This is a genomic window from Streptomyces sp. NPDC056628, from assembly GCF_042792555.1.
Lineage (GTDB): Bacteria > Actinomycetota > Actinomycetes > Streptomycetales > Streptomycetaceae > Streptomyces.
In genome coordinates this window covers 179,418-204,433 of record NZ_JBHTWG010000001.1, presented here as the reverse complement: position 1 = coordinate 204,433, position 25,016 = coordinate 179,418, and the positions used below count along the sequence as shown (strand labels likewise).

Genomic DNA, 25,016 nt, shown 5'->3' with positions numbered 1-25,016 from the left:
GGGGGTGGGGCGGGGTCACCGGTAGAGGGCGGCGCGCTCGATCGCGCTCCATGTCGTGCTGGTCACCACGTAGAGGGCGGCGGCCAGCGGCACCACGGCGACGGTGAAGAGGGTGAAGAACGACATGAACGGCATGACCCTGCTCATCGCCCCCATGCCGGGCACGGCCGGCCCGTCGGCCACGGCCGCCGCCACCGGGTTCGCGGCCAGCATCCGCTTCGCACGGCGGTAGTTGAAGGCGGCGACTCCGGCGACCAGCAGGAACAGCACGAGGTACACGAGCCCGGCCGGGCCGAGGGCGCCTCCGTCGCCGAGCGCGTCGGCCCAGCGGTCGCCCAGGGGCGCGGCGAACAGCTGATGGGACAGCAGCTCGTTGGCGTGGCCGCCGATCGTCGTGTTGGAGAACAGGTGGTACAGCAGGAAGAATGCGGGCAGCTGGAACAGGCCCGGCAGGCAGCCGGCGAGCGGGGACACCTTCTCCTCGGCGTGCAGTTCCATGACGGCCCGCTGCAGGCGCTCAGGGTTGCGGGCGTGCTTCCTGCGCAGCTCGGCGATCTTCGGCTGGAGTTCCTGGCGCGCCTTCTGGCCCCGCGCGGCGGCCCGGGACAGCGGGTGCACGAGCAGCCGTACGAACGCGGTGAACAGGACGATCGCGGCGGCGGCCGCGGTGGCGCCGAACAGCGGGGTGAGCAGGTCGGCGAGCCGCGACACGAGGTCGGCGAAAACGGACATGGGTGAGCCCTCCGTGGGTCTCGTCGTGCCGGAGACGGGTGGATGCCGGTGGACGGCATGGCGGCATGACGACCCGCGTCGGGTTACACGGTCACATCGGGGACCGACGGTCAGGACTGACGGTCACATCAGGGACCTGCCAGTCAGGGCTGACGGTCACATCAGGGACCGGCAGTCACCTCAGGGACTGGCGGAGAGGGGCGCGTGCCCTACGCGAAGGTCGTCGCGAGGGCGTGCCCGGGTGCCCTGGGCCGGGGCCGGCCGGAGGCGTCGGGGTCGCGTTGGGGCAGGAAGGCGGTCCGCCGGGCCCGGTCGCGGATGGCTGTCCGTACGCGGGTGGGCGGCACGGAGGGCGCGGCCCGCGAGGCGAGGAGGGAGCAGGCGGCGAACGCGGAGCTCGCGGCGGCGGTGGCGGCGAGGGCGACGGTCGCGGAGAGGCTGCCCGTGTCGAGCAGCGCGATCTCCAGGAAGAGGAGCACCAGCAGGGTGGCGGGCCGCAGCCGCGACGCCGTGCTGATCATCGGCTGCTCTCCCCTCGGCGCACTGCCCTCACTGGTCCTGACGTTCGTTATACAGGACGCGTCACGGCTGGGGATCGTTCCGTCCTCCGGGGCCGCCGGTCAGGCGGGCTCCACCTCGAGGGGTTCCAGCAGGCGCTTGGGCCGCAGCAGGGCCCGGCCGACCGGGTCCGCGGGGTGGGGGTCGAGTCCCGGTCCCGGCACCATCTCGACGTCGGCCACGGGGACGACGGTCCCGCAGGCGGGGCACTCCCCGTACGCACCGAGCTCGGTCCCGCAGCCGGCGTGCCGGAAGGAGCGCAGCTTGCGCTCGCCGAAGTGCTCGCGGCCCCACAGGCCGAGCGCCCGCAGGGTGGGCCACAGGGCGGTGCCGCGCTCGGTGAGGACGTACTCGTCGCGCGGCGGGGACTGCTGGTAGCGGTGCTTGACGAGGATGCCCTCGGTGGTGAGCGTCTGGAGGCGGGCGGCCAGGACGGCGCGCGGGATGCCGAGGTGGACGAGGAAGTCGTTGTAGCGCCGGACGCCGTAGAGGGCGTCGCGGACGATCAGGAGCGTCCACCGCTCACCGACGATCTCCAGCGCGCGGGCGATGGAGCAGTCCTGCGTCGCGTAGTCCTTGCCCAGTGCCATGGCATTCACTGTACCCCTTTCCACCTCCTTGGTTCGATGAACAGACTCACGATGCTACGGTGACCCCATGCCTAGGTTCACTGAACGAACTGACGCCGCCGTCGCCCCCGGCCCGGCCGCCGTCCCGACCTCCCCGCCCGGCGCGCGATCCGGCCGGGCCACCCTCGCGCTGACCAGCGCCGCCACCGCCGTGGCCCTGATGACGTACACGGCGCCGATGGTCACGCTCCCCGAGACCGCCGCCGATCTGCACACCCCGATCTCCGCGCAGGCATGGCTTCTGAACGGCACCCCGCTCGGCCTCGCCGCCCTGCTCCTCGTCGCGGGCAGCCTCGCCGATGACTACGGGCGGCGCCGGATCTTCGTCGCGGGCACCCTCGCCCTCGGCGTCACCACCGCGCTGGGCGCGCTGACCAGTTCGACCTGGCTCTTCACGCTGGCCCGCGTGGCGCAGGGCGCCGCGAGCGCGGCCCTCCTCGCCAGCAGCCTCGGCCTGATCGTCCACGCCTTCCCGAGCCCGCGCGGCCGGCTGCACGCCACCGGGGTGTGGGGCGCGTTCGTCAGCGGCGGCATCGCCATGGGCCCGCTGGTCACCGGCGCGATGCCCAGCTGGCGCGTCGCCTACGGCGTCCTGGGCGCGGCCGCGCTCGTCGTGGCCGCCCTGTCCCACCGCGCGCTCACCGAGTCCCGCGCCCCGCGCGGCGGCCGCCCCGACCTGGCCGGCGCGGTCACCTTCGGCCTGGCGCTGGTCGCCCTGGTCGCGGCACTGACCCTGGGCCGGGACGGCTGGCTGCGGACACCCGTGGGCCTGCTGCTCCTCGCGGCCGTGGTCCTGCTGGGGCTCTTCGCGGTCGTGGAGCGGCGCACGGCGACCCCCATGATCGATCTGAGCCTGCTGCGCCGCCCCGGATTCCTGGCGTCCTCGACCGGCGGCCTGTTCACCGGCCTCGCGGTGATCGGCCTGTTCAGCTTCCTGCCGGCGCTGCTCCAGCAGACGCTCGGCCTGTCCGCGATGGACACGGCCTGGCTGTTCCTGCTGTGGTCCGGGCTGTCCTTCACCGTGGCCCTCCAGGCCCGCAGGCTGGCGGGCCGGATGGCGCCGCGCCTCCAGCTCGCCCTCGGCTTCACCCTGCACGCGGCCGGCACCCTGACCATGCTGGGCGCGCTCGGCTCCGGCTCCTGGACCCGGTTGCTGCCCGGCCTGATCGTCGCCGGGGTGGGCAGCGGTCTGCTCAACGCCGCGCTGCCCCTGCTCGCCGTGGAGTCGGTGCCGGCCCAGCGGGCCGCGATGGGCTCGGGCGCTCAGCAGACCTTCCGGTACATCGGCTCCTGCGCGGGAGTGGCCCTCACGATCGCCGTCGTCACCTCCACGAAGGGCGGCCTGGCCCACGGCGCCGACATCGCCATGCTCGTCTCGGCGGTCCTGTCCCTGGCGGCGGCGGCGGGCGTGGCGGCCCTGCGGGAGCGGGCGGCCTGACGGGTGGGCCGAGAGGCCGTCTTGTCGATCGGGCCGGATCAGCGACTGGTGTCCGGTGCGGTGCGTCGCAGGGCGGAGGAGGAAGCCGATGCGACGGGGGACCCGCTCGAGCGAAGCCGAGAGCGGGGGAATCGGCGACCGACGACAACGCGGCGAGGCGCGGCACCGGACACCGGGAGCCCGGCAGGATCGGCGAGACACCCCCAGGGCCGTCGCCCGCCCGGGGGGGGCCGCGCACGGGGAGCGGAGGTGGCCGACGAGACCCCCCTCGGCCCCCTCTTCTTCTCCCCTCCGTCCTCTCCTCGGACATGTACGGGCAGTACGGTGTCCCCCATGCGCCCCGACACGCCTGCCGAAAACGTCGACCACACCGCCGAGGCGGCACGCCTGGAGCGAATCGCCGGCCTCTACCCCGAGGACGCCGAGGCCCTGCTGCTGCGGGCCGCGGCCCACCTGGAACTGTCCGGCGACCGCACCGCCGCGACCGCCCTGTACGACCGCCTGCTGGCGTCGCCGGACCCCTTGGAGAACCCTCATCTGGTGCGCGCCCTCAAGGCGTCGAACCTCTGGGAGTACGGCCACGAGGCCGAGGCCAGGGCGATCATCGACGGCGTCCGGGCGTCCGCCCCGAGGGAGGCGGCCCCCTGGGTGATCGTCGCGGAGGCGCTGGAGGCGCACGACGAACTGGAGCAGGCGCAGGAAACGCTCACGCAGGCGGCCCGCCTCCTGCTGACGGACGTCGAGGAACCCCCGTACGCGACGCATCCGCTGCTGTTCGGCCGGCACCGGGTCCGCCGCATGCTGGGCCTGGCCCACGACGAGTGGGACGCCCTCGCGGACACCCTGCACTCAATGCCGGTCTCCCTGGACGAGCTCCACGACCCCAAGCGCGTGTGGTCCCTGGGCTCGGACAACCCGGCGGAGCTCCAGGCGGAGATCTCCCGCCTGCGGGCCGAACTGGGCGCCTACCGGGAGGCCCTGTCGCGCCCGTTCCCGGTGGCGATGCTGCGCTGGCCGGCGAACGAGCTGACCGAACTGCTGACGGCGTACCCGTCGCTGTCCGCCGAGTACCCCTCGCACGAGGAGCACCTGGCGACGATAGAGACGTCCCTGCGCGAACTGTCCGCCTCCGGCACCCCCAACCTGGGCATCGTCACCGGCACGGTCCCCTCCTACGAGGCCTTCGCCGCCTCGGAGCTCTCCTCCCCGGAGGACACGACCCTCCTCCCCCAGTACGCGACCACCCTGGCCGCCCGAGGCCGAGCCGCCGCCTGGCCGCCCCAGCGCGGGGCGGACTGCTGGTGCGGGTCGGGGCGGGTCTACGGGGAGTGCCATGGGGCGGACTCGGCGCTCTGACGCCGCGATGTGATCCCGCGCCCCTCCCACCCCTTGGGCTGTCAGTGGCTCCTGCTAGAACTGAGCCCCTGTGGTGTGGGAGGGGACCAGCGTGGCGCAATCGAGGGATCTGTCGCAGCCTGTAGCGGGCGTCTACGAGGCGGTCGTCACCCGGCGTATGCAGCAGCAGATGGAGCAGCTGCACGCGGCGGGGTGGAAAGCGATCGACGACGAGGTCAGTGAGGAGTCCTCGCCGCACGTCCTCGCCCGGCACATCAGCCAGGCGGTGGGCCGGCGGCTCGCCCAGCTGCCGCCCGACCGGCGCGTCACCGTGGCCAACCAGATCATGGCTTCCCTCGCCGCCGACGCCGAAGACGGCGGCGAGGCCGACACCATCGCCGAGGGCCCCCGGCAGCTTCTCGCGCTCGCCGAGAAGGAGGCCCCCGGCGTCTACGCCGTACGTCCGCTGACCCCGCTGTCGGAGACCGCGCTCATCACCAACGCGCCCGACGATCCCAGTCTCGGCAGCGAGCTCCGCGCCGAGCTGGCGACCGCCGACCGGATCGATCTGCTCTGCGCCTTCGTGAAGTGGTACGGCCTGCGGGTCCTGGAGGACTCCCTGCGAGCCGCCGCCGAGCGTGGCGTCCCCATCCGCGTCATCACCACGACCTACATCGGCGCCACCGACCGCCGTGCGCTCGACCGGCTGGTGCGTGACTTCGGCGCACAGGTCAAGGTCAACTACGAGACCCGCTCCACCCGGCTCCACGCGAAGGCATGGCTGTTCAGGCGGGCTAGCGGATTCGACACGGCGTACGTCGGCAGCTCCAACCTCTCCAAGGCCGCGCTCCTGGACGGCCTGGAGTGGAACGTCCGGCTGTCATCCGTGGCCACGCCGGCCGTGCTCAGCAAGTTCGAGGGCACCTTTGACGCCTACTGGAACGACATCGCCTTCGAGTCCTACGACCCGGATCGCGATGCCCACCGGCTGGACGACGCGCTGCGTACCGCGGGCGGGCCGGTGTCCGGCCGGGACACGAAGATCAGCTTGTCCGGCCTGGCGGTCCGGCCGTACCCGCACCAGGCCGACATGCTGGAGCGGCTGCGCGTCGCCCGCGAGGTCCACGGTCACCACCGGAACCTGCTCGTCGCCGCCACCGGTACGGGCAAGACCGTCATGGCCGCGCTCGACTACCGGCAGCTGCACCAGCAGGGGGGCGGACGGCACTATCCGCGGCTGCTCTTCGTGGCCCATCGCAAGGAGATCCTCAAGCAGTCGCTGCGTATGTACCGCGAGGTACTCGACGACGCGTCCTTCGGTGAGGTGTTGTACAGCGGCGAGCTGCCCCGCGACTGGAAGCACGTGTTCGCCAGCGTTCAGTCCCTCACCGAGCAGCGCCTCGAGCAGTTCGCTCCGGAGCACTTCGACGTCGTCGTCGTGGACGAGTTCCACCACGCCACCGCGACCACGTATCGCCGAGTACTCGGCCACTTCCAGCCGAAGCACCTTCTCGGGCTGACGGCCACCCCCGAGCGTGCCGACGGCCTCAACGTCCAGGACGCCTTCTTCGACGGCCGGATCGCCGCCGAGATGCGCCTGTGGGAAGCCCTCGACAACGACCTGCTGTGCCCGTTCCACTACTTCGGTGTGCCGGACGGCACGGATCTGCGGCGGCTTGACTGGCGTGCGGGCGCGTACGACCAGACACAGCTCGGGGAACTGTTCTCCGCCGACGACGCCCGCGCCCGCATCGTGATCAAGCAGGTGCGGGACAAGGTGCCCGACCCGGCGACCATGCGGGCCCTCGGCTTCTGCGTCAGCAGGAAGCACGCCCACTTCATGGCACGGTACTTCCGGGAGGCCGGCTTCGAGGCCGAGGCACTGGACAGCACGTCGCGTCCCGAAGTGCGCGAGGACGTCCTGTCGCGGCTCAAAGAGGGCAGGATCCAAGTGGTCTTCTCCGTCGACCTGTTCAATGAGGGCCTGGACATACCCGACGTCGACACCCTGCTGCTCCTGCGCCCGACGAGCAGCGCCACCGTCTTCCTCCAGCAGCTCGGACGAGGCCTGCGCCGCACACCGGACAAGCCCGTGCTCACGGTGCTCGACTTCATCGGCCAGCACCGCGCCGAGTTCCGCTTCGAGGAGCAGTTCCGCGCGCTGACCAACCTCTCGCGCGGCCGCCTGCTGGAGCACGCGGAACGCGATTTCCCCGTGCTGCCGTCCGGCTGCCAGATCATCCTTGAGGGCAAGTCGAAGGATCTGGTGCTGGACAACATCCGGACCCAGCTGAAGGCGACGGCCCAGACACTCGCCCGCGAGGTGAGGGCGTTCCACACGCCGCGGCTCGCGGACTATCTGCACGAAAGCCGACGTGAAATCCGGGAGTTGTACAAGTCCAGCAACTCATGGACGTCGATCCTGCGCCGGGCCGGACTGGCCGAGGAGCCTGAACAGCCCGGCGAGGCGGACCTGCTGAAGCGCGTGCACACGTTCCTGCACGTGGACGACCGGGAGCGCGCCGACGCGTATCTCCGCATGCTGGCTGACGACGCTCCGGTGTACGAGTCGCTCAGCCCCCGGGACCAGATCTACGCGCGCATGCTCTTCTTCTCGCTCTGGGACAAGGCCGGCGGGTTCGGATCCTATAGCGAGGGCTTCGAGGCGCTCCGTGGACAGCGCGCGCTGCGCGGCGAACTGCGCCAAGTCCTCCGGTATGTGATGGAGCAGGCCGACCACCTGCCTGTCCCCCTCGAAGGGCCGCACGCCGACGTCCCGTTGAAGGTGCACAGCGCGTACAACCGGTCGGAGATCCTGGCCGCGCTCGGGGTGGCGCGCTTCGGCGGGCAGATGCCCGGCTCCTTCGCCCAAGGCGTGCTGTGGGACGAGGCGCACCAGACCGACGCGTTGCTGATCACCCTGGAGAAGAACGAAAAAGACTTCTCTCCCACCATCCGCTACAAGGACTACGCGCTGAGTCCCCGGCTCTTCCACTGGGAGTCGCAGAGCACCATTGCGGATACCTCGCCGACAGGGCTCCGGTACCAAGAGCACGAGCGGCGCGGTAGCCATGTGCTGCTGTTCGCCCGGCGCTACAAAGAGACCGACATAGGCAAGGCGCAGCCGTGGATGCTGCTGGGGCCGGCCACCTACGTCCAGCACGAGGGCAGCAAGCCCATGGCCATCACCTGGCGCCTTCATCACGAACTGCCTGCAGACGTGTGGTCGTACGCGAGCATCGCCGCAGGGTAGGGCCATCACATGTCCGCCGACAGGCTGACTGCCGCTCAGCCCGGCACTATCCCGGTGCTTCTGATACCCCCTCACCCCCATGGCCCGTTCGGCAGTCCTCGAGCGGCGAGGGGTCGGATATCGGATTAGCCTCCGAGATGAGCGCAAAGTGGATCTTTTTGTGTGCGCTCGGACGATCCCACCCGTAGGAGGAGAAATGCGCAAGCTTCAGAGGGCCGCTCTCGCGGCCGTAGTGATCGGTAGCCTCACCTGCATAGCCACCGGCACGGCCAGCGCGCAGCCCGCCTACGGTGGCGACGGTTGTCACTCGCACGACTTCAACCTCGACGTCCTCGGTGAGGTCGGCCTCGCCAACGGGCTGGCGGGCAACCTGTTCAACGGTGAGGGGAGCCCAGGCGGGCAACACACTCACCAGGGTTCCAGCTGCGGCGGCGGCCACTGAGCTGCACGTTCGCGGCGGACGACTCACCCCGACGGGCCCCGGTGCCCGGGCACACGCCCGGCGCCGGGGCCCTCGTCGGTGCCCGGTGTCCCCGGAACGGACCCGGTGGGCGGGTCCCGTGACCGCTGGGGGAGGATGGCGGGCCGTACCGACCCCCGGGGGGACCTTCCGGGGGGACCTTCCGAAGGTGACCCGCAGAGGGCGACCTTCCGGAAACGAGCGAGGGGGAGAGCGCATGGGTGTGCTCGTACTGGCCGGGATTCTGCTGCTCGCCATCGTGGGCTGCGTCTGTGTCGTGTGGGCGTCGCGGGGCGGGCCGCGCTGGGTGCGGGTGGTGTCCGCCGTGACGCTGGGCGTGGCCGGGATCGTCAAGGCGCTGGTCCGTGGCATGGGGACGTCCAAGTCCGGGTCCGGATCCGGTTCCGGTTCGGACGACTGACCCGCACCAAAATCGTTTGTGGTCCGGATTCGGGGCCGGGTAGCGTGCGGTCACTTCGACGAGACGTTCCCCGGAGACACGCCGCAGCGTGGGAGCGTCCCACCTCGATGAGGTGCGGGAGGGGCGGCAGCCGACTTTGTCGACCCCTCATCCCGGAGGTCTCCCATGAACACCGGTCCGAACGCCGGGCACACCATCGGCTCGCACCACGGTCTCGACGTGGGCATCGGTCTGCCCATCGGTGATCCCGCCGCCCTGCTCACCTGGGCCCGACGTGCCGACGCAGGCCCTTTCAGCACCCTCGGTCTGCTCGACCGTCTCGTCCACGACAACCCCGAACCGCTCGTCGCCCTCTCCGTCCTCGCGGGTGCCACCTCCCGTGTCCGGGTGCAGACGGAGGTGCTGCTCGCCCCGTTGCGCGGCACCGCCCTGCTGGCCAAGCAGGCGGCCACCCTGGACCGGATGACCGGGGGGCGTCTCGTCCTCGGGCTGGGGGTCGGCGGGCGCGCTGACGACCACCTCGTCGCGGGCACCGATCCGCGGACCCGGGGCCGTCTCCTGGACGAGCAGATGGCCCTGATGCGCCGTCTGTGGGCGGGTGAGGCGTACGGAGAGGGCGCCGGTGCCGTCGGGCCGGCGCCCGCCCGCGCCGGGGGCCCGCAGGTGCTGTTCGGCGGCTTCAAGCCGGCCGCGCTCGAACGCGTCGCGCGCTTCGGCGACGGCTTCCTCGCCGCGGCTCCGCCCTCCTGGGCGGACGTTCTGTTCGACACCGTCCGGGGCTTCTGGGAGGAGTACGGCCGTGCCGGTGAGCCGCGCCTGGTGGCGCAGGTGAACGTGGCGCTCGGCCCGCCGGACGTGCTCGACGACGCCCGTTCCCGGCTGCACGCCTACTACGCCTTCACCGGCATGGCCGACCGGATGGCCGAGGGGCTGCTCACCACCCCGGCCGCGATCCGCGCGGCGCTCTCCGCCTACGCCGGGCTGGGCGTCCACGAGGTGATGCTCTACTGCTACGGCGTCGACCCCGACCAGGTGGACCGCCTGGCCGACGTGCTCTGACACCGGGCCGGAGCGGGAGGGCCTCGCCGGTGGCGACGGCCCGCCCGTTATCTTCATGCTCTACAGCTCGGCCGGCAGCAGCGGCCGGCGCAAGCGGTTGGAGGGGCACATGGCGAGGATTCCCAGCGCGGTGGTCGCCGCGAGCGGGCTCGTCGGCGGTTACGGCGTGGCCCGGTGGACCAGGAAGCGGCCGCTGGGCGGGGCCGTACTGGCCGTCGCGGGGGCCACGGCCGCACAGCAGTGGCGGCGGCAGGCCGGCGACCGGGCCGCCGTGGCCCTGACCGTCGCCTACGCCGCCGCCTTCGCCGGGTCGCATCCGCTGGCCAGGAAGGTCGGCGCCTGGCCGGCCGTCTTCGGGGTGGCGGGGGCCGTCGCCCTCGCCTCCTGGGCGGTCGCCGACCGCCGCGGCTGACCGCCGCGGCGGGCGCGGGCCCGGTGCTCCCCGACGCGAAGGACCGGTCCCGGCCGGAGGCAAACCGACCGGTCCCGACCGGAGGACCACCGGGGCCGGTCAGTTCCGGCGCGCCGGCGCGCCGCGGGCGACGGGGAGCCCGACTACCTCGCTACGACCCCGTCGTGCCCGTGGCCCCCGGCGTGCCGGCCGTGGCCGAGCGGGCGCCCTCGGCGGCCGACTTGGCGACCGCCGACAGCGGCCGGGCGATGTCCTCCAGGGACCGGCGTTCGGCCCGTACGGCGAGGAACGCCGCGACCAGGCCGGCCGCGCACATCAGTCCGGCGCCGATCTGGAACGCGAGGACCGTGTCGCCGACCTTGCCCGTCTCGGTGAGGTTGGCGAACAGCAGCGGGCCGCTGATGCCGCCCGCCGCGGTACCGAGGGCGTAGAAGAAGGCGATGGACATGGCCCGGGTCTCCATCGGGAAGACCTCGGAGACCGTCAGATAGGCGCTGGACGCCCCGGCCGAGGCGAAGAACAGCACCGCGCACCAGCAGGCCGTCATCGTGGTCGCGCTCAGCGAGCCCCGGTCGAACAGCCAGGCCGTGCCGAACAGCAGGATCCCGGACAGCAGGTACGTCGACGAGATCATCACGCGCCGGCCCACCGTGTCGAACAGCTTGCCGAGCAGTAGCGGCCCCATGAAGTTGCCGATCGCGATGACCGCGAAGTAGTAGCCGGTGTGACCGCTCGGCACGTCGAAGAATCGGGTCAGGATCGCGCCGAAGCCGAAGGTGATGGCGTTGTAGAGGAACGCCTGGCCGATGAAGAGGGCGAAGCCGAGGGTGGCGCGCCTGCGGTACTTGGCGAAGACGGTGCGGGCGATCTCCATGAAGGTGACGCTCTCGCGCTGGCGGATGGTGATCTCGCCCTCCGCGGGCGGCAGCGGCGCGTCCCGTTCGGCCTCCACCTTCTCCTCGATGGCGGACACGATCCGTTCCGCCTCTTCGTCTCGGCCGTGGATCAGCAGCCACCGTGGACTCTCCGGGACGTGCCGTCGTACGAGGAGGATGACGAGGGCGAGGACGGCGCCGAGCGCGAAGGTCAGCCGCCAGCCGACGTCCGCGGGGAAGATGGAGGTGTTCAGGGCGACGATCGACAGCAGCGCGCCGCCGACGGCGCCCAGCCAGAAGCTGCCGTTGATCATCAGGTCGACGCGGCCGCGGTACTGCGCCGGGATCAGCTCGTCGATCGCCGAGTTGATCGCCGCGTACTCGCCGCCGATGCCGAAGCCGGTGAGGAAGCGGAACAGGAGGAACCACCAGGTGTGGAAGCTGACCGCGGTCAGGGCGGTCGCCGCCAGATACACCGCCAGTGTGATCATGAACAGCTTCTTGCGGCCCCAGCGGTCGGTCAGCCGCCCCCAGAACAGGGCGCCGACACAGGCTCCGGCCACGTAGAGCGCGGCGGCCAGACCGGTGACCTGACCGGAGGAGATCGGAAGTCCGCTGCCCGGTTCGGACAGACGGGGCGCGATGTTCCCGACGACCGTGACCTCCAGGCCGTCGAGGATCCAGACGGTTCCGAGACCGATCACGATGGTCCAGTGCCAGCGGGACCACGGCAGCCGGTCGAGTCTCGCGGGGATGTCGGTGGTGATCGTGCGGCCGCTCTCTGCCTGTGCCGTGCTCATGGGCTCCCTCCTCGGCGAGTGGAACCCTCGTCGAGTGCCCGCGAAACGCAAGGTCTACGCCCCGAGTACCCGCGCCACCGTGTAGATCACCAGTCCGGCCAGGGAGCCGACCACGGTGCCGTTGATCCGGATGAACTGCAGATCGCGTCCGATGTGCGCCTCGATCTTGCGGGTCGTGTGCTCGGCGTCCCAGCCCGCCACGGTGTCCGTGATCAGGGAAGTGATCTCCGCGCGGTACGTCGTCACGACGTGCACGGCGGCGTCCTCGACCCAGCGGTCCACCTTGTTCTGCATGGACGGCTCCGCGGCCATCCGGGCGCCGAGCGACAGCAGGGAGGACCGCACGCGCAGCCGCAGCTCGCTGCGCTCGTCCTCGGCCGCCGACACGATCATGGCGCGTACGGCGGTCCAGGCCGAGGCGATCAGGTCCTGCACCTCGCCGCGGGCCAGCACCTCGCCCTTGAGCCGTTCGACGCGCGCCCGGGTCTCGGTGTCGGACTGCAGGTCGGAGGCGAAGTCGATGAGGAACCGGTCGAGGGCGCCGCGCGCCGGGTGGGAGGGCATGTCGCGCATCTCGACGCAGAAGCGGAGCAGTTCCTTGTAGACGCGCTCGCCGACCTTGCGGTCGACGAACTTCGGCGTCCAGCCGGGCGCTCCGCCCTGCACGGCCCCCATGACGTCGTCGCCGTGCAGCACGAGCCAGTCGTGGGCCTTGTTCACGATCAGGTCGACGGCCCGTCGGTGGCCGCCCTCGGCGACGATGCCCTCCAGCATCTTGCCGATGCCGGGCGCGATCTCGCGGGCGTCGGCGCGGCGTGTGATGGCCTCGGCGACGACGGCCTGGACGTCGGCGTCCCGCATGACCGTCAGGGCGCCGCGCAGCGCGGTCGCGAGCTCGGCGGTGACCCGGTCGGCGTGGGCCGGTTCGGCGAGCCAGGCGCCGAGCCGGCTGCCGATGCCGACGGCGCGCAGCCGCTGCCGTACGACGTCCTCGGAGAGGAAGTTCTCGCCGACGAACTCGCCCAGGGAGACGCCGAGCTGGTCCTTCTTGTTCGGGATGATCGCGGTGTGCGGGATGGGCAGGCCCAGGGGGTGCCGGAAGAGGGCCGTGACGGCGAACCAGTCCGCGAGCGCGCCGACCATGCCGGCCTCCGCGGCGGCGGCGACGTAGTCGGCCCAGGCGCCGGCGCCGTGGTGGGAGGCGACCTCGGCGAGGACGTACACGAGCGCCACGAACAGCAGCAGGCCGGTCGCGGTGAGCTTCATCCGCCGTACGCCGCGCCGCTTCTCCTCGTCGGCGGCGGTGAACGTGGTCATCGCACGCACGGCCGACGGGGGCACGTCCCGGTTACCGCCGGGCCGCGGCCGGGCATGCTCCTCTACGACAGACGTTCCCGATTTCTCCGTATTCGTACGTTCCATTCCGCTCCGTCCGTCCGTGATCCACCGCACACATTGTCCCTTCCCGACCTACTCCTGGAACGAATCAGGAGTTCCCGGCGTCTGTCCTCGGGGGGAGAGCGATGACGACTCCGGAGGACTCCGGGCGGCCCAATGGGGGGTCTGTGCAACTCCCTTCCGCCTTATGACGCATCATGAGGTGATCACATCGGAGCCTCGGGCTCCCATCCGTCCGAGGAGAACGCACCGCATGACCAGGCGTAACGGTTATGCCTTGCTCGCCGCGATCGTCGCACTGATCGTCACCCTGTCCGTCGCCCTGTACGTCGGGGTCGCCGCCGACCACGGCAGCGCCACCGGCGAGACCGCGCCCGCGCAGCGCGGCACCGGCCGCGGCCCCGCCGCCCCCGCCTCCACCGGCCTGTGGGTCGGCGCCTGGTCGGCGTCCCCGGTCGGCGCGGAACCGGGCACCGAGGTCGAGGGCCTGGTGGGCCGCTCCGTGCGCAACGTCGTGCGCGTCGGCGTCGGAGGTACGAGTGCCCGGATCACGCTGTCCAATCTCTACGGCCAGTCGGCGCTCACGATCACCAACGCGTCGATGGCCGTCGCCGCCGGCACCGGGACCCCGGTCGCCGTCGCGGACACCATGCGGCGCCTGACCTTCGGCGGCAGCACCACCGTCGTCGTACCGCCGGGGCAGCAGGTGCTCAGCGACGCGGTGCGCATCGCGCTCCCGGCCGACTCGGACGTGCTGGTCACCACGTACTCGCCGACCCCGTCCGGCCCGGTGACCTGGCACCCGCACGCCCGCCAGACCAGCTACGTCGGCGAGGGCGACCTCACCGAGGACACCACCGGCGCCGCCTACACCGGGCAGGTCACGTCCTGGCGGTACCTGACCGCGGTGGACGTCCTCAGCAAGGAGTCGGACGGCACCGTCGTCGTCTTCGGCGACTCGCTGACCGACGGCATCGCCTCCACGCTGAACGCCAACCGCCGCTGGACGGACGTCCTCGCGCGCCGGCTGCGCACCGCGATCGCGGCCGGCCAGGACCTTCCCCGCTACAGCGTCGTCAACCAGGGCATCAGCGGCAACCAGATCCTCGCCAGCGGCACCGGCCGCCCCGCCGACAACCAGGCCGGGCTCGGCCGCTACCACCGGGACGTGCTCTCCCGCACCGGCGTCAAGGTCGTCGTCATCGACCTCGGCGTCAACGACATCCTGCGCAACCCCGCCGTCGCCGACCCCGAGAGCATCCTCGACGGCCTGCGCACCCTGGTCCGCCAGGGCCACGCCCGCGGCCTGAAGGTGATCGGCGCGACCCTGATGCCCTTCCAGGGCCACCGCGGCTACACCGACGCCCGCGAGCAGGTGCGCCAGCAGATCAACGCGCAGATCCGCGCGGGACGCGTCTTCGACGCGGTCGTCGACTTCGACGCGGCGGTGCGCGACCCGTACAACCCGCGCCGGCTCCGCGCCGACCACGACTCGGGCGACCATCTGCACCCCAGCGACCAGGGGTACCAGCGGATGGCGGACAGCTTCGACCTCGGCCTGCTGAAGGGCGCGGCCCCCGCCGAACTCTGAGCGGCACGGAAGGGGCGGTCCCGGTGGCCCCCCTCCGCCGTCCCGGTCCCCGTCCGCCGACTCAGTCCTCGTCGGACACCGGCTCCGGCAGTTCGCGCCGGCCGGCCTTGCGCTCCAGCTTCTCGCGGCGGCGCTCCTCGCGCAGCTCCTGCTTCTGGACGCGCGTCAGCTTGCGCTCCACACCGACCCCGCCCCAGAACGCGAACCCGGACACGATCACCCGGGGCCCGCCCGGTTCGCCGAGGACGCCGTCCTCACGGTGGTCGAAGCCGCCCATGACACCGATGCCGCGCACCACGACCTCCACGCCGGGCGGCACGATCACCTGCACGCCGCCCATGACGGCCACGCAAGTGATCTCGATCTCGCGGTCCGCGAAGTTCGCCTCCCGCAGGTCGATCTCCCCGCCGCCCCAGAACGCCACGCAGTTGAGCCGCTTCGGCGCCGTCCACCGCCCCTTGCGCTGGAACCCGGACAGCACGGCGACCGCCCACGCCGGGGAGTCGTCACCGCCGACGATCCGCCCCTCCCACGGCTGGTCCGCGGGCGCGGGCCGCTTCAGCATGTCGACCCTCGGCACGGGCGCCGCGCCGACCGGCAGGTCGCGGGTCAGCGGCTCCAACTCGCCGTAGGTACGGGCCCGGTAGGCGGCGTCCAGCCGCTCCCCGAACTCCTCCATGTCGAGCCGCCCCTCCGCGAGGGCCTCCCGCAGGACCTCGGCGACCCGTTCACGGTCGGCGTCGGAGGCGCGCAGCTGCGGGGCGTTGTCGCTCATGACAGCAGCCTACGAGCAACTCGCCTCCGGGGACTACGAGATGACCCGCCCCACGTCCTCCCGCGGAGCCTCGGGACGTCCGGCCGGGCCGTGCAGCATCCGCGCGATGACGGCCTCGATGTCCGGCTCCCGCACCGACAGGTCCACCAGCGGATGGTCGGCGGCGACGCGCGCCACCAGCGCCGCCGCCGACTCGGACGCCGGGAACGCCAGCCACTGCCGGGGCCCCTCCACCTTCACCACCCGGGCCGGTGCCGCCTCGATCGGCGGCAGCTCACGCTCCAGATCGACCACGAGCATCCGTTCGCTCTCCCCCACCTCGTGCAGCCCGGCGAGCGCGCCGTCGTACACCAGCCGCCCCTGGTCGATGACCATGACCCGGGAGCACAGCTGCTCGATGTCCTGCAGGTCGTGCGTGGTCAGCAGCACCGTCGTGCCCCGCTCGGTGTTCAGCTCCCGCAGGAACGCGCGCACCCTGGCCTTCGACATCACGTCGAGGCCGATCGTCGGCTCGTCCAGGTACAGCACCTCCGGGTCGTGCAGCAGCGCCGCCGCGACGTCCCCACGCATCCGCTGCCCGAGGGACAGCTGCCGCACCGGCACCGCCAGCAGCTCCTCCAGGCCGAGGAGTTCGACGAGCCGGTCCAGGTTCTCCCGGTACCGGGCGTCCGGGATCCGGTACATGCGGTGCATCAGCCGGTACGAGTCGATCAGCGGCAGGTCCCACCAGAGCGTGGTGCGCTGCCCGAACACCACCCCGATACGGTGCGCCAGCCGGGTCCGCTCCCGGGACGGATCGATCCCGGCCACCCGCAGCCGGCCGCCGCTCGGCGTCAGGATGCCGGTCAGCATCTTGATCGTCGTCGACTTCCCGGCGCCGTTCGGGCCGATGTATCCCACCATCTCGCCGCGCGCCACCCGGAAGGAGATCGAGTCGACCGCCCGTACCCGCCGCCGCTCCCGCTTCAGAAAACCCGTCCCGCGCCGGACGTCGAAGACCTTCTCGACCCCGTCGACCTCGATGAACGCCTCGTCGTCCATACCCGCTCCGCTCCCTAACTCCCCGTACTCCGGTACGCCCGCAGCCCCGCCCGCCACACCAGCCCCGCCGCCGCGCAGCACACCGCCGCGACCAGCGGTGACGCGTACGCCGTCCAACCGGGCAGCGCCACCGGGTACGGCCGGCCCAGCACATGCGCGGCCGGCACCCAGTTGACGAAGGCGAGCGGCAGCGTGAACGTGACCCCGCGCACCAGGTCCTTGCCGAACACCGACGGCGGGTACTGCAGCAGCGTCGTCCCGCCGTACGTGAACGCGTTCTGCACCTCGGCGGCGTCCTGCGCGACGATCTGGAAGGCCGCGCCCGCCACGAACACCGCGCCGAAGATCACCGCACCGCTCCCCACCGTCACCGGCACCAGCAGCACCTTCGCCGCCGTCCACTCCACGTCCACCGCCGACAGCGCCCAGCCCAGCACCACCAGGCCCTGCGTGATCCGGCCCAGCCGGCGCAGCGCGAAATGGTCCGCGCCGACCTGCGCGAGCACCGGCACCGGACGCACCAGCAGCACGTCGAACGAACCGTCCCGCATCCGGGCGCCCAGCACGTCCATCGAGCCCAGCACCAGATCCGCGATCCCGAACGCCGTCACCGACAGCCCGTACAGGAACGCCACCTCCGGCAGCGACCAGCCGCCCAACGCGTCGACCTGCGAGAACATCAGCAGGATCCCCACGAAGTCCAGCCCGGTCAGCAGCAGGTTGCCGACCACCGTGACCACGAACGACGTCCGGTACGTCATGCTGGACCGCACCCACATCCCGGCGATCAGCCGGTAGGCCCGCAGCCCCTCGACGACCGCGCCGCGCTCAGCCACCCTGCACCACCACCCGCCGCGTCGCCGCCGACTGCAGCGCCCGCCCCGCCGCCAGCAGCACCACCGCCCAGCCCGCCTGGAAGGCCAGCGCCCCCGGCACCCCGGTCTCCCCCATCAGCACGTCCGCGGGCATCTGGAGCTGCGCCGCCCACGGCAGCACCCGCACCACCTCGCCGAACGCCCCCGGAAACGCGTTCAGCGGCAGGACCATGCCCGAGAAGAACAGACCCGTGATCATCAGAGCCTGGTTGACGCCCGTCCCGTCCAGCAGCCAGAACACGCTCAGCGCCACCAGATAGCGGATCGCGAAACTCACCACCGCCGCCAGCAGCAGCGTGACCGTGAACGCCGCCCACCGGGCCACGTCCGCCGGCAGCGCCATCGGGAAGAACAGCGCCCCGAACAGGAACGGCACCACCCCCCGGCCCAGCAACTGGAACAGGGCCCGCCCGAGGTCCCCGGCCAGCCACCACAGCTGCAGATCCACCGGCCGGTACAGGTCGACGGCGACCTCCCCGGTGCGGATGCGCTCCATCAGCTCCTTCTCCGCGCCCCCGCCCTGGATCGCCAGCGTCGCGAACAGGCACTGCCCCAGCCACACGTACGTCACCGCCTGCGCCTGGTCGTAACCGCCGAGCCCCGGCCGCTCCTCCCACAGGGCCAGATACGTGAAGACGAGGATCACACCGAAGACGGTGTTGGTGAACACCCCGGCCGCCGTGGCCAGCCGGTAGGTCGCATACCGCCGGAAACCACCCGCCGCGACGGCCAGGTACAACCGCCCCGCGCCCACACCCACGGCCCTCCTCACCCGCACCGGCACCGAAGCGCAGGAGCTTAGTGGCCGCCCGATGCGGCCTGCCAGCCGTTTTCCGGGGCACCCTGAGGCGAGAAACAGCTCACTTTCCCCCAACGTGCGCGCCATTCCGGGAACGGAACACCCGGCGCGAGAGTCTTCAATGGGGGCGCAGCAGGCGTACGAGGGCGTACGGGAAGTACGACGTGAATCAGGAGTCCGAGCACGACATGAGCGAAGAGCCACAGCCGCAGCAGCCGGCCGGGAAGCCGAAGCGACCCCGGCGGACGGGCTGGCGACGGATCATCCCGACCTGGCGCATGGTCCTCGGCACCTTCGTCATCGGCGTCCTGCTGCTCGCCGGCCTGTTCTTCCTCGGCTACTCCATGGTCAAGATCCCGCCGGCCAACGCACTCGCCACCAAACAGGCCAACGTCTACATGTACGCCGACGGCTCCGTGATCGCCCGCGACGGCGAGGTCAACCGGGAGAACGTCACCCTCGCCCAGATGTCCAAGCCGGCCCAGCACGCCATCCTGGCCGCCGAGGACCGCGACTTCTACACCGAGTCCGCCGTCGACCCCAAGGCGATGCTGCGCGCCGCCTGGAACACCGCCACCGGCAAGGGCAAGCAGTCCGGCTCCACGATCACCCAGCAGTACGTGAAGAACTACTACCTGCGCCAGGAGCAGACCGTCACCCGCAAGGTGAAGGAGTTCTTCATCGCGATCAAGCTCGACCGTGAGAAGAGCAAGAACGAGATCCTCGAGGGCTACCTCAACACCAGCTTCTTCGGCCGCAACTCGTACGGCATCCAGGCCGCCGCCCAGGCCTACTACGGCATGGACGCCAAGGACCTCGACGCCGCCCACGCCGCCTACCTGGCCGCACTGGTCAACGCCCCCAGCGAGTACGACGTCGTCTCCCACCCGGAGAACAAGGCCGACGCCGTCGCCCGCTGGAACTACGTCCTCGACGGCATGGTCACCAAGGGCTGGCTCAGCGCCTCCGAACGGGCCGGGCTCGAGTTCCCCATGCCGAAGGAGTCCTCCACCTCCACCGGACTGTCCGGACAGCGCGGCTACCTCGTGCGGATCGTCCAGGACTACCTGATCCAGAACAAGATGGTCGACAAGGAGGACCTGGAGTTCGGCGGCTACCGCATCACCACCACCCTCCAGAAGAAGCGGCAGGACGCCTTCGTCGACGCCGTCAACGACAAGCTGATCTCCCAGCTCGACAAGGAGAGGCGCAAGGTCGACGGCTACGTCCGCGCGGGCGGCGCCTCCGTCGACCCCAAGACCGGCAAGGTCGTCGCGATGTACAACGGCATCGACTACGTCAAGCAGTACACGCCGAACGCCACCCGCCGCGACTTCCAGGTCGGCTCCACCTTCAAGCCGTTCGTGTTCACCGCCGCCGTCCAGAACGAGTCGACCACCCGCGACGGCCGCCCCATCACCCCCACCACGATCTACGACGGCACCAACCGGCGCCCCGTGCAGGGCTGGCACGGCAAGTCCTACGCCCCCGCCAACGAGGACGACGTCTCCTACGGCGACATCTCCGTGCGCTCCGCCACCGACAAGTCCGTCAACGCCGTGTACGCGCAGATGGCCGTCGACGTCGACCCGCAGAAGGTCAAGGACACCGCGCTCAAGCTCGGTCTGCCCACGGCCACCCCCGACCTGGAGCCGTACCCCTCCATCGCCCTCGGCACCGCCACCGCCAGCGTCCTGGACATGACGGAGGCCTACGCGACCCTCGCCAACCACGGCAAGCGCGGCACCTACACCATGATCGAGAAGGTGACCAAGGACGGCGCCGAGGTCGTCGAGATGCCCCGCCGCAAGCTCTCCCAGGCCGTCAGCCGCGAAGCCGCCGACACCACGACCTCCGTCCTGCAGAGCGTCGTCGACAATGGCACCGCCACCGCCGCCCAGGCCGCCGGCCGCCCCGCCGCCGGCAAGACCGGCACCGCCGAGGAGGACACCGCGGCCTGGTTCGCCGGATACACCCCCGACCTCGCCACCGTCGTCGCCGTGCTGGGCCAGGACCCCGTCACCGCCCGGCACAAGTCGCTGTACGGCGTGATGGGCCTCGACCGCATCAACGGCGGCGGCGCGCCCACCGAGATCTGGGCCCAGTACACGAAGGCCGCCCTGAAGGGGAAGCCGGTCACCGACTTCGACCTGGAGCTCCAGGAGAACGCCGAGGTGCCCCAGTACCCCACCTCCGACCCGACGCAGGGCGACCAGGACGAGGACCAGGGTGACGAGGACGCCTCCGGGAAGCCGACCTCCGGCACCGGCACCGGCACCGAGGGCCAGACCGGCGGCGAGACGCCCGGCGGCCCCGACGGCGGCACCAGCACCGGCCAGGACGGCGGCGGCAGTGGCGACGGCGGCACGGACGACGGAGGCACCACCGACGGCGGCCAGAACGGCGGCACGGACGGCGGCGGGACCACCGACGGGGGCGCCGGCGGACCCGGCGGCCAGGACGGCGGTGCCAGCACAGGCCAGGACGGCGGCAGCGACACCGGCGGACCGGGCACCACGGGCACCACGGCGGGCTTCCCGACCCGCAGGCCCTGAGAGCGGTTCAGTGTCCGCTCGTCGCCTTCAGCCCCACCACGGCGACCAGCAGCAGACAGACGAAGAAGATCCGCGCCGCGGTGGCCGGCTCCCCCAGCACCACCATGCCGACCACCGCGGCACCGGCCGCGCCGATGCCGACCCACACCCCGTAGGCCGTACCGATGGGCAGCGACCGGGCGGCGTACGACAGCAGCAGCATGCTCGCGACGATGCCCGCGCCGGTGAACAGGCTGGGCACGAGCCGGGTGAAACCGTCGGTGTACTTCATGCCCACCGCCCAGGCGACCTCGAGCAGACCGGCGACGACGAGCAGGACCCAGGCCATGACAGGCACCTTTCGAGACGTGACCACGTGGAACGGGGTGCGTCGTCCTTGCCTTCATCCCGGTACGGCGCGTCTCGTCGGGCATCTCCCACGCTAGCAAGCCCACGGTTGGAGGGGCCGGTGACGATCGTCACCGGCCCCTCCAACCGTCACCTCACAGATAGAGCCCCGTGGAGTCCTCCGACCCCTCGAACCGGTCGGCGGCCACCGCGTGCAGATCGCGCTCGCGCATCAGCACGTACGCGACGCCGCGCACCTCCACCTCGGCACGGTCCTCCGGGTCGAACAGGACCCGGTCACCGGGCTCCACGGTCCGTACGTTCTGCCCCACCGCGACGACCTCGGCCCAGGCCAGCCGGCGGCCCACGGCGGCCGTCGCGGGGATCAGGATCCCACCACCGGAACGCCGCTCACCCTCGGTGGTGTCCTGCCGCACGAGTACGCGGTCGTGCAGCATCCGGATGGGCAGCTTGTCGTGTTGGGTGCTCTGCTCGTTTCTGTTGGCGCTCACGCCTCGAACCTACCTGCCTCCGCCACCTCTGTGCGCCGCCGGGTCCGCGCCCTCAGCCCTTGCGGCGCCGGGCGCCGAGGGCCAGCAGCCCGACCAGTCCGACGGCCACGAGCGCGACCGGCACGATGCGCTCCAGACGGGGCGCGCCGTCCTCGTCGGTGAACTTGGCCCTGACGTCGCTCACGGCCCGGTTCACGCCCACGTAGGCACGCCCGAGCGTGTGGTCGATGTTCGCCACGACCTTGGCCTTGGCGTCGCCGACGATCGTCTTCGGATGCACACGCACCCCGATCTCGTCGAGCGTCTCCGCCAGCACAGCGCGGCGGGCCTTGATGTCCGCCTCGATCTGTGCCGGGGTCCTGGTGTCCGACGTGTCCGCCACCGTACGGCCTCCGAGTGAACTGATGATGTTTCCGGACAGTCTGTCAGCTCCACGGCGAACCGCACCGTCAGGCTCCCCGGTTACGCTTGTTCGATGAGCGAGCGACTCCAGCCGGGGGACGTGGCCCCCGCCTTCACCCTGTCCGACGCCGACGGCAACGAGGTGTCCCTCTCGGACCGCAAGGGCCGCAAGGTCATCGTCTACTTCTACCCGGCCGCCCTGACACCCGGCTGCACCAAACAGGCCTGCGACTTCACGGACAACCTGGAGCTCCTGGCCGGCGCCGGCTACGACGTCATCGGCGTCTCCCCCGACAAGCCGGAGAAGCTCGCCCAGTTCCGCGAGAAGGAGTCTCTGAAGGTCACGCTGGTGGCCGACCCGGACAAGAAGGTCCTGGAGGCGTACGGCGCCTTCGGCGAGAAGAAGCTCTACGGCAAGACGGTGGTCGGCGTCATCCGCTCCACGGTCGTCGTCGACGAGGAGGGCAAGGTCGAACGCGCCCTCTACAACGTCAAGGCCACCGGCCACGTCGCCAAGATCATCAAGGACCTGGGCATCTGAGGCCCGGCCCCTGGCCGCACCGCGACGGCCCGCACCGGGACACCCCGGCGCGGGCCGTTCCGCATTCCGGGCGTGACACCCCGACGATCGGCTCGTTGATCCGTGCGAGCCACGAACGCGTGGCCCAGGACGGGGAGGGGATGCGATGGAGGCGGGGGCCTACAGCAGGGAGCGTCTGGAGGAGGCGGCACGGGACGCCCGGACGCTCTCGCAGGCTCTGCACCGACTGGGCGTGGACCCGCGCGGGCCGTCCCGGCGATACGTCCTGACCCGGATGAAGCGGCTCGGCGTGGACGTCTCCCACTTCGAGCGCGAGGGCGTGAAGTGGACGCGCGACATCCTCCAGGACGCGGTCGCGGCCTCGACCAACATGTCCGAGGTGCTCCGCCACCTCGGCCTGGACGTGGTCGGCGGCCACCACACCCACATCAGCCGCCGGATCAGGGCATTCGGGATCGACACCTCGCACTTCGCGCCGGCCGTCCGCACCGAACGGCAGCGCGACAACCGGCGGCGCCGGACGGCCGAGGAGATCCTCACCGTGCTCGCCTCGGGGCGGGCCGGACGCGTGCCGAGCGCTCGCCTCAAGCGCGCGATGCGGGAGATGGGCGTGGCGGAGCGGTGCGCGCTGTGCGGTGTGGAGGGCGTGTGGCTCGGCGAGCCCCTGCCGCTCGAGGTCGACCACATCGACGGCGACTGGCGCGACAACCGGCTGGAGAACCTGCGCCTCCTGTGCCCCAACTGTCACTCGACGACCGACCGTTACCGCGGGCGCGGCACACGGCGCGCTCGGGAGCGGGCCTCATGAGCGCAGGCACTCGGTACAGCCGGGAGCGGCTGGCCGAAGCCGCCCGCCGGTGCGGCGACATCGACGAGGTCATCGTCTTCCTGGGGACACGGCCGTACGCCAATCTGCGTCGTCATCTGCTGGCGCGCTTCGCCCGCTTCGGCATCGACGTCTCGCACTTCCGGCCCTGCGGCAGACGTCCGCGGCCCACGCGTGAGGAGCTGTGCACGGCAGTCGCGGAGTCGTCGTCGCTCGCGGACGTCCTGCGGCGCCTGGGGCGCACGGTCAACGGCACACAACGCGCCCGGCTGCGCGCGTGGCTGGCCGAGGAGGGGATCGACGCCGCGCACTTCCTGGGGCAGGCCCATCAGCGCGGCCGACCGGCCCAGAACGCGAAGCCCCCGCAGGAGGTGCTGGTCCTGCACGACGGCGCACGCCGGACCGCGACGAGCCGCCTGCGCCGAGCGCTCCTGGCGGTCGGTGTCCCGGAGCGGTGTGCGCGGTGCGGGGTCGGCCCCGAGTGGCTCGGCAAGCCCATGACGCTGGAGGTCGACCACATCAGCGGGGACTGGCGGGACGACCGGCGGGAGAATCTGCGGCTGTTGTGTCCCAACTGCCACGCGCTCACCGGGACGTGGTGCAGGGGAGGCGCCGGGCGGCCGGTGTCTGCCGGTACGATGACAGGCACCTGGCGGCGGTGGTGCAATGGCGACACAGCAGGTTTAGGTCCTGTGGCCCTTAGCGGGCTTGAGGGTTCGAATCCCTTCCGCCGCACTTGATCGGCCTGCGTTTCGAAGATCGAGACGCAGGCCGTTGTCGTATCTCAGCCCAGCAGCTCCCGTACCACCGGTGTCAGTGCACGGAACGCCTTGCCCCGGTGGCTGATGGCGTTCTTCTCGGATGGGGTGAGTTCGGCGCAGGTGCGGGTCTCGCCGTCGGGCTGGAGGATCGGGTCGTAGCCGAAGCCGTTGGTGCCGGCCGGGTGGTGGCGCAGGGTGCCGCGGAGCTGGCCCTCGACGACGCGTTCGGTGCCGTCGGGGAGGGCGAGGGCGGCCGCGCAGGCGAAGTGGGCGGTGCGGTGGGGGTCGGCGATGTCGCCGAGCTGGGCGAGGAGCAGTTCGAGGTTGGCCTGGTCGTCGCCGTGCTTGCCGGCCCAGCGGGCGGAGAAGATGCCGGGGGCGCCGCCGAGGACGTCGACGCAGAGGCCGGAGTCGTCGGCGACGGCGGGCAGTCCCGTGGCGCGGGCGAGGGCGTGGGCCTTGAGGAGGGCGTTCTCGGCGAAGGTGACGCCGGTTTCCTTGACGTCGGGGATCTCGGGGTAGGCGTCCGCGCCGACGAGGTCGTGGTCGAGTCCTGCGTCGGCGAGGATCGCCCGGAGTTCGGTGATCTTTCCGGCGTTGCGGGTGGCGAGGATCAGGCGGGTCATGGCCCCCAGTATGGC

At 71.6% G+C, this 25,016-nt stretch carries 24 protein-coding genes, 1 tRNA gene, 2 pseudogenes and 1 riboswitch; of the genes and pseudogenes, 14 read left to right on the top strand and 13 right to left on the bottom strand.

Features of this window, described 5'->3' with window-relative positions; genetic code table 11:
• Positions 1–15: 15 nt before the first annotated feature.
• The 3 genes from ACFRAC_RS00900 to ACFRAC_RS00890 all read right to left on the bottom strand — a co-directional run bounded on the left by ACFRAC_RS00900 (position 16) and on the right by ACFRAC_RS00890 (position 1,889).
• The gene (locus tag ACFRAC_RS00900; protein WP_382919244.1) at positions 16–732 is read right to left on the bottom strand and encodes a YidC/Oxa1 family membrane protein insertase; all 717 of its coding nucleotides are present in this window, start codon (positions 730–732) and stop codon (positions 16–18) included.
• 209 nt (positions 733–941) lie between these two features.
• Positions 942–1,253 (bottom strand): DUF6412 domain-containing protein, encoded by a 312-nt coding sequence (locus ACFRAC_RS00895; protein ID WP_382919242.1) that lies wholly within the window; start codon positions 1,251–1,253, stop codon positions 942–944.
• Between the two features lie 99 nt (positions 1,254–1,352).
• Complete coding sequence (locus ACFRAC_RS00890; RefSeq protein ID WP_382919241.1) at positions 1,353–1,889, bottom strand: winged helix-turn-helix transcriptional regulator; 537 nt, start codon at positions 1,887–1,889, stop codon at positions 1,353–1,355.
• Positions 1,890–1,947: 58 nt separating this feature from the next.
• Between ACFRAC_RS00890 and ACFRAC_RS00885 the strand changes: the two genes are divergently transcribed.
• The 8 genes and pseudogenes from ACFRAC_RS00885 (at position 1,948) to ACFRAC_RS00850 (ending at position 10,297) form a co-directional block, all read left to right on the top strand.
• Entirely contained in the window at positions 1,948–3,357 is a 1,410-nt protein-coding gene (locus ACFRAC_RS00885; RefSeq protein ID WP_382919240.1) for an MFS transporter, read from the top strand.
• A gap of 333 nt (positions 3,358–3,690) precedes the next feature.
• Positions 3,691–4,713, top strand: a complete 1,023-nt coding sequence (locus ACFRAC_RS00880; protein ID WP_382919238.1) for an SEC-C metal-binding domain-containing protein — start codon at positions 3,691–3,693, stop codon at positions 4,711–4,713.
• A 157-nt stretch (positions 4,714–4,870) separates the two neighbouring features.
• Positions 4,871–6,754: pseudogene (locus ACFRAC_RS00875) on the top strand (DEAD/DEAH box helicase family protein); the annotation flags it as partial.
• A gap of 477 nt (positions 6,755–7,231) precedes the next feature.
• Positions 7,232–7,945 (top strand): DUF3427 domain-containing protein, encoded by a 714-nt coding sequence (locus tag ACFRAC_RS00870; protein WP_382919900.1) that lies wholly within the window; start codon positions 7,232–7,234, stop codon positions 7,943–7,945.
• A gap of 196 nt (positions 7,946–8,141) precedes the next feature.
• Positions 8,142–8,387 (top strand): hypothetical protein, encoded by a 246-nt coding sequence (locus ACFRAC_RS00865; RefSeq protein ID WP_382919237.1) that lies wholly within the window; start codon positions 8,142–8,144, stop codon positions 8,385–8,387.
• Positions 8,388–8,622: 235 nt separating this feature from the next.
• Positions 8,623–8,826, top strand: a complete 204-nt coding sequence (locus tag ACFRAC_RS00860; protein WP_382919236.1) for a hypothetical protein — start codon at positions 8,623–8,625, stop codon at positions 8,824–8,826.
• A 165-nt stretch (positions 8,827–8,991) separates the two neighbouring features.
• The gene (locus ACFRAC_RS00855; protein ID WP_382919234.1) at positions 8,992–9,885 is read left to right on the top strand and encodes an LLM class flavin-dependent oxidoreductase; all 894 of its coding nucleotides are present in this window, start codon (positions 8,992–8,994) and stop codon (positions 9,883–9,885) included.
• Between the two features lie 109 nt (positions 9,886–9,994).
• A complete protein-coding gene (locus ACFRAC_RS00850) occupies positions 9,995–10,297 on the top strand; it encodes a hypothetical protein (protein ID WP_382919898.1) in 303 nt (100 codons plus the stop codon).
• Between the two features lie 151 nt (positions 10,298–10,448).
• Here the strand turns inward: ACFRAC_RS00850 and ACFRAC_RS00845 are convergent, their stop codons facing one another.
• Both ACFRAC_RS00845 and ACFRAC_RS00840 read right to left on the bottom strand, forming a co-directional pair.
• Positions 10,449–11,972 carry an MFS transporter gene (locus ACFRAC_RS00845; protein WP_382919232.1) on the bottom strand — a complete coding sequence of 508 codons (1,524 nt, stop codon included), beginning with the start codon at positions 11,970–11,972 and terminating at the stop codon, positions 10,449–10,451.
• Between the two features lie 54 nt (positions 11,973–12,026).
• Complete coding sequence (locus ACFRAC_RS00840) at positions 12,027–13,289, bottom strand: DUF445 domain-containing protein (protein ID WP_382919230.1); 1,263 nt, start codon at positions 13,287–13,289, stop codon at positions 12,027–12,029.
• Between the two features lie 334 nt (positions 13,290–13,623).
• Here ACFRAC_RS00840 and ACFRAC_RS00835 point away from each other — a divergent pair, with 334 nt between their 5' ends.
• Positions 13,624–14,961 (top strand): SGNH/GDSL hydrolase family protein, encoded by a 1,338-nt coding sequence (locus tag ACFRAC_RS00835; protein WP_382919228.1) that lies wholly within the window; start codon positions 13,624–13,626, stop codon positions 14,959–14,961.
• 61 nt (positions 14,962–15,022) lie between these two features.
• On the opposite strand, the gene ACFRAC_RS00830 is transcribed toward ACFRAC_RS00835, so the two are convergent.
• Genes ACFRAC_RS00830 through ACFRAC_RS00815 form a run of 4 tightly spaced genes read right to left on the bottom strand, consistent with a single transcriptional unit; the run spans position 15,023 to position 18,406 of the window.
• Positions 15,023–15,736 (bottom strand): DUF1707 domain-containing protein, encoded by a 714-nt coding sequence (locus ACFRAC_RS00830; RefSeq protein WP_382919226.1) that lies wholly within the window; start codon positions 15,734–15,736, stop codon positions 15,023–15,025.
• Positions 15,737–15,769: 33 nt separating this feature from the next.
• Complete coding sequence (locus ACFRAC_RS00825; protein ID WP_382919224.1) at positions 15,770–16,777, bottom strand: ATP-binding cassette domain-containing protein; 1,008 nt, start codon at positions 16,775–16,777, stop codon at positions 15,770–15,772.
• A gap of 14 nt (positions 16,778–16,791) precedes the next feature.
• On the bottom strand, positions 16,792–17,613 hold the full coding sequence (locus ACFRAC_RS00820; RefSeq protein ID WP_382919222.1) for an ABC transporter permease: 822 nt from the start codon (positions 17,611–17,613) through the stop codon (positions 16,792–16,794).
• Positions 17,606–18,406 carry an ABC transporter permease gene (locus tag ACFRAC_RS00815; RefSeq protein WP_382919896.1) on the bottom strand — a complete coding sequence of 267 codons (801 nt, stop codon included), beginning with the start codon at positions 18,404–18,406 and terminating at the stop codon, positions 17,606–17,608. Before ACFRAC_RS00815 ends, ACFRAC_RS00820 begins: the two co-directional genes overlap by 8 nt.
• Positions 18,407–18,639: 233 nt before the next feature.
• Here ACFRAC_RS00815 and ACFRAC_RS00810 point away from each other — a divergent pair, with 233 nt between their 5' ends.
• On the top strand, positions 18,640–21,006 hold the full coding sequence (locus ACFRAC_RS00810; protein ID WP_382919220.1) for a transglycosylase domain-containing protein: 2,367 nt from the start codon (positions 18,640–18,642) through the stop codon (positions 21,004–21,006).
• A gap of 7 nt (positions 21,007–21,013) precedes the next feature.
• Here ACFRAC_RS00810 and sugE read toward each other — a convergent pair whose 3' ends face one another.
• The 3 genes from sugE to ACFRAC_RS00795 all read right to left on the bottom strand — a co-directional run bounded on the left by sugE (position 21,014) and on the right by ACFRAC_RS00795 (position 22,227).
• On the bottom strand, positions 21,014–21,334 hold the full coding sequence (gene sugE, locus ACFRAC_RS00805; protein ID WP_382919218.1) for a quaternary ammonium compound efflux SMR transporter SugE: 321 nt from the start codon (positions 21,332–21,334) through the stop codon (positions 21,014–21,016).
• Positions 21,335–21,370: 36 nt separating this feature from the next.
• A riboswitch (guanidine-III (ykkC-III) riboswitch) is annotated at positions 21,371–21,440 on the bottom strand.
• A 48-nt stretch (positions 21,441–21,488) separates the two neighbouring features.
• Positions 21,489–21,791, bottom strand: a complete 303-nt coding sequence (locus ACFRAC_RS00800; protein ID WP_361339509.1) for a co-chaperone GroES — start codon at positions 21,789–21,791, stop codon at positions 21,489–21,491.
• Between the two features lie 106 nt (positions 21,792–21,897).
• Positions 21,898–22,227 carry a DUF3618 domain-containing protein gene (locus ACFRAC_RS00795; RefSeq protein WP_382919216.1) on the bottom strand — a complete coding sequence of 110 codons (330 nt, stop codon included), beginning with the start codon at positions 22,225–22,227 and terminating at the stop codon, positions 21,898–21,900.
• 93 nt (positions 22,228–22,320) lie between these two features.
• Here ACFRAC_RS00795 and bcp point away from each other — a divergent pair, with 93 nt between their 5' ends.
• From bcp to ACFRAC_RS00775, 4 genes and pseudogenes are all read left to right on the top strand, one after another.
• Positions 22,321–22,788 carry a thioredoxin-dependent thiol peroxidase gene (gene bcp / locus ACFRAC_RS00790; RefSeq protein WP_382919214.1) on the top strand — a complete coding sequence of 156 codons (468 nt, stop codon included), beginning with the start codon at positions 22,321–22,323 and terminating at the stop codon, positions 22,786–22,788.
• Positions 22,789–22,933: 145 nt separating this feature from the next.
• Positions 22,934–23,596, top strand: coding sequence for an HNH endonuclease signature motif containing protein (locus ACFRAC_RS00785; protein WP_382919213.1), 663 nt, complete (start codon positions 22,934–22,936; stop codon positions 23,594–23,596).
• Positions 23,593–24,240: pseudogene (locus ACFRAC_RS00780) on the top strand (HNH endonuclease); the annotation flags it as partial. The gene ACFRAC_RS00785 and the pseudogene ACFRAC_RS00780, both read left to right, overlap by 4 nt.
• 26 nt (positions 24,241–24,266) lie before the next feature.
• Positions 24,267–24,349 (top strand) — tRNA-Leu (locus ACFRAC_RS00775).
• Between the two features lie 49 nt (positions 24,350–24,398).
• Here ACFRAC_RS00775 and rdgB read toward each other — a convergent pair.
• Complete coding sequence (gene rdgB / locus ACFRAC_RS00770) at positions 24,399–25,001, bottom strand: RdgB/HAM1 family non-canonical purine NTP pyrophosphatase (RefSeq protein WP_382919212.1); 603 nt, start codon at positions 24,999–25,001, stop codon at positions 24,399–24,401.
• Positions 25,002–25,016 lie beyond the last annotated feature (15 nt).

Bases quoted from the DNA above. Each gene is read 5' to 3' on its own strand.
- ACFRAC_RS00810 (WP_382919220.1), top strand. From the start codon at position 18,640: ATGAGCGAAGAGCCACAGCCGCAGCAGCCGGCCGGGAAGCCGAAGCGA.
- ACFRAC_RS00850 (WP_382919898.1), top strand. From the start codon at position 9,995: ATGGCGAGGATTCCCAGCGCGGTGGTCGCCGCGAGCGGGCTCGTCGGC.
- sugE (WP_382919218.1), bottom strand. From the start codon at position 21,334: ATGGCCTGGGTCCTGCTCGTCGTCGCCGGTCTGCTCGAGGTCGCCTGG.
- ACFRAC_RS00800 (WP_361339509.1), bottom strand. From the start codon at position 21,791: ATGCTGCACGACCGCGTACTCGTGCGGCAGGACACCACCGAGGGTGAG.
- ACFRAC_RS00860 (WP_382919236.1), top strand. From the start codon at position 8,623: ATGGGTGTGCTCGTACTGGCCGGGATTCTGCTGCTCGCCATCGTGGGC.
- ACFRAC_RS00830 (WP_382919226.1), bottom strand. From the start codon at position 15,736: ATGAGCGACAACGCCCCGCAGCTGCGCGCCTCCGACGCCGACCGTGAA.
- ACFRAC_RS00900 (WP_382919244.1), bottom strand. From the start codon at position 732: ATGTCCGTTTTCGCCGACCTCGTGTCGCGGCTCGCCGACCTGCTCACC.
- ACFRAC_RS00845 (WP_382919232.1), bottom strand. From the start codon at position 11,972: ATGAGCACGGCACAGGCAGAGAGCGGCCGCACGATCACCACCGACATC.
- bcp (WP_382919214.1), top strand. From the start codon at position 22,321: ATGAGCGAGCGACTCCAGCCGGGGGACGTGGCCCCCGCCTTCACCCTG.
- ACFRAC_RS00895 (WP_382919242.1), bottom strand. From the start codon at position 1,253: ATGATCAGCACGGCGTCGCGGCTGCGGCCCGCCACCCTGCTGGTGCTC.
- ACFRAC_RS00865 (WP_382919237.1), top strand. From the start codon at position 8,142: ATGCGCAAGCTTCAGAGGGCCGCTCTCGCGGCCGTAGTGATCGGTAGC.
- ACFRAC_RS00785 (WP_382919213.1), top strand. From the start codon at position 22,934: ATGGAGGCGGGGGCCTACAGCAGGGAGCGTCTGGAGGAGGCGGCACGG.
- ACFRAC_RS00835 (WP_382919228.1), top strand. From the start codon at position 13,624: ATGACCAGGCGTAACGGTTATGCCTTGCTCGCCGCGATCGTCGCACTG.
- ACFRAC_RS00870 (WP_382919900.1), top strand. From the start codon at position 7,232: ATGCTGGCTGACGACGCTCCGGTGTACGAGTCGCTCAGCCCCCGGGAC.
- ACFRAC_RS00825 (WP_382919224.1), bottom strand. From the start codon at position 16,777: ATGGACGACGAGGCGTTCATCGAGGTCGACGGGGTCGAGAAGGTCTTC.
- ACFRAC_RS00880 (WP_382919238.1), top strand. From the start codon at position 3,691: ATGCGCCCCGACACGCCTGCCGAAAACGTCGACCACACCGCCGAGGCG.
- ACFRAC_RS00840 (WP_382919230.1), bottom strand. From the start codon at position 13,289: ATGACCACGTTCACCGCCGCCGACGAGGAGAAGCGGCGCGGCGTACGG.
- ACFRAC_RS00885 (WP_382919240.1), top strand. From the start codon at position 1,948: ATGCCTAGGTTCACTGAACGAACTGACGCCGCCGTCGCCCCCGGCCCG.
- rdgB (WP_382919212.1), bottom strand. From the start codon at position 25,001: ATGACCCGCCTGATCCTCGCCACCCGCAACGCCGGAAAGATCACCGAA.
- ACFRAC_RS00855 (WP_382919234.1), top strand. From the start codon at position 8,992: ATGAACACCGGTCCGAACGCCGGGCACACCATCGGCTCGCACCACGGT.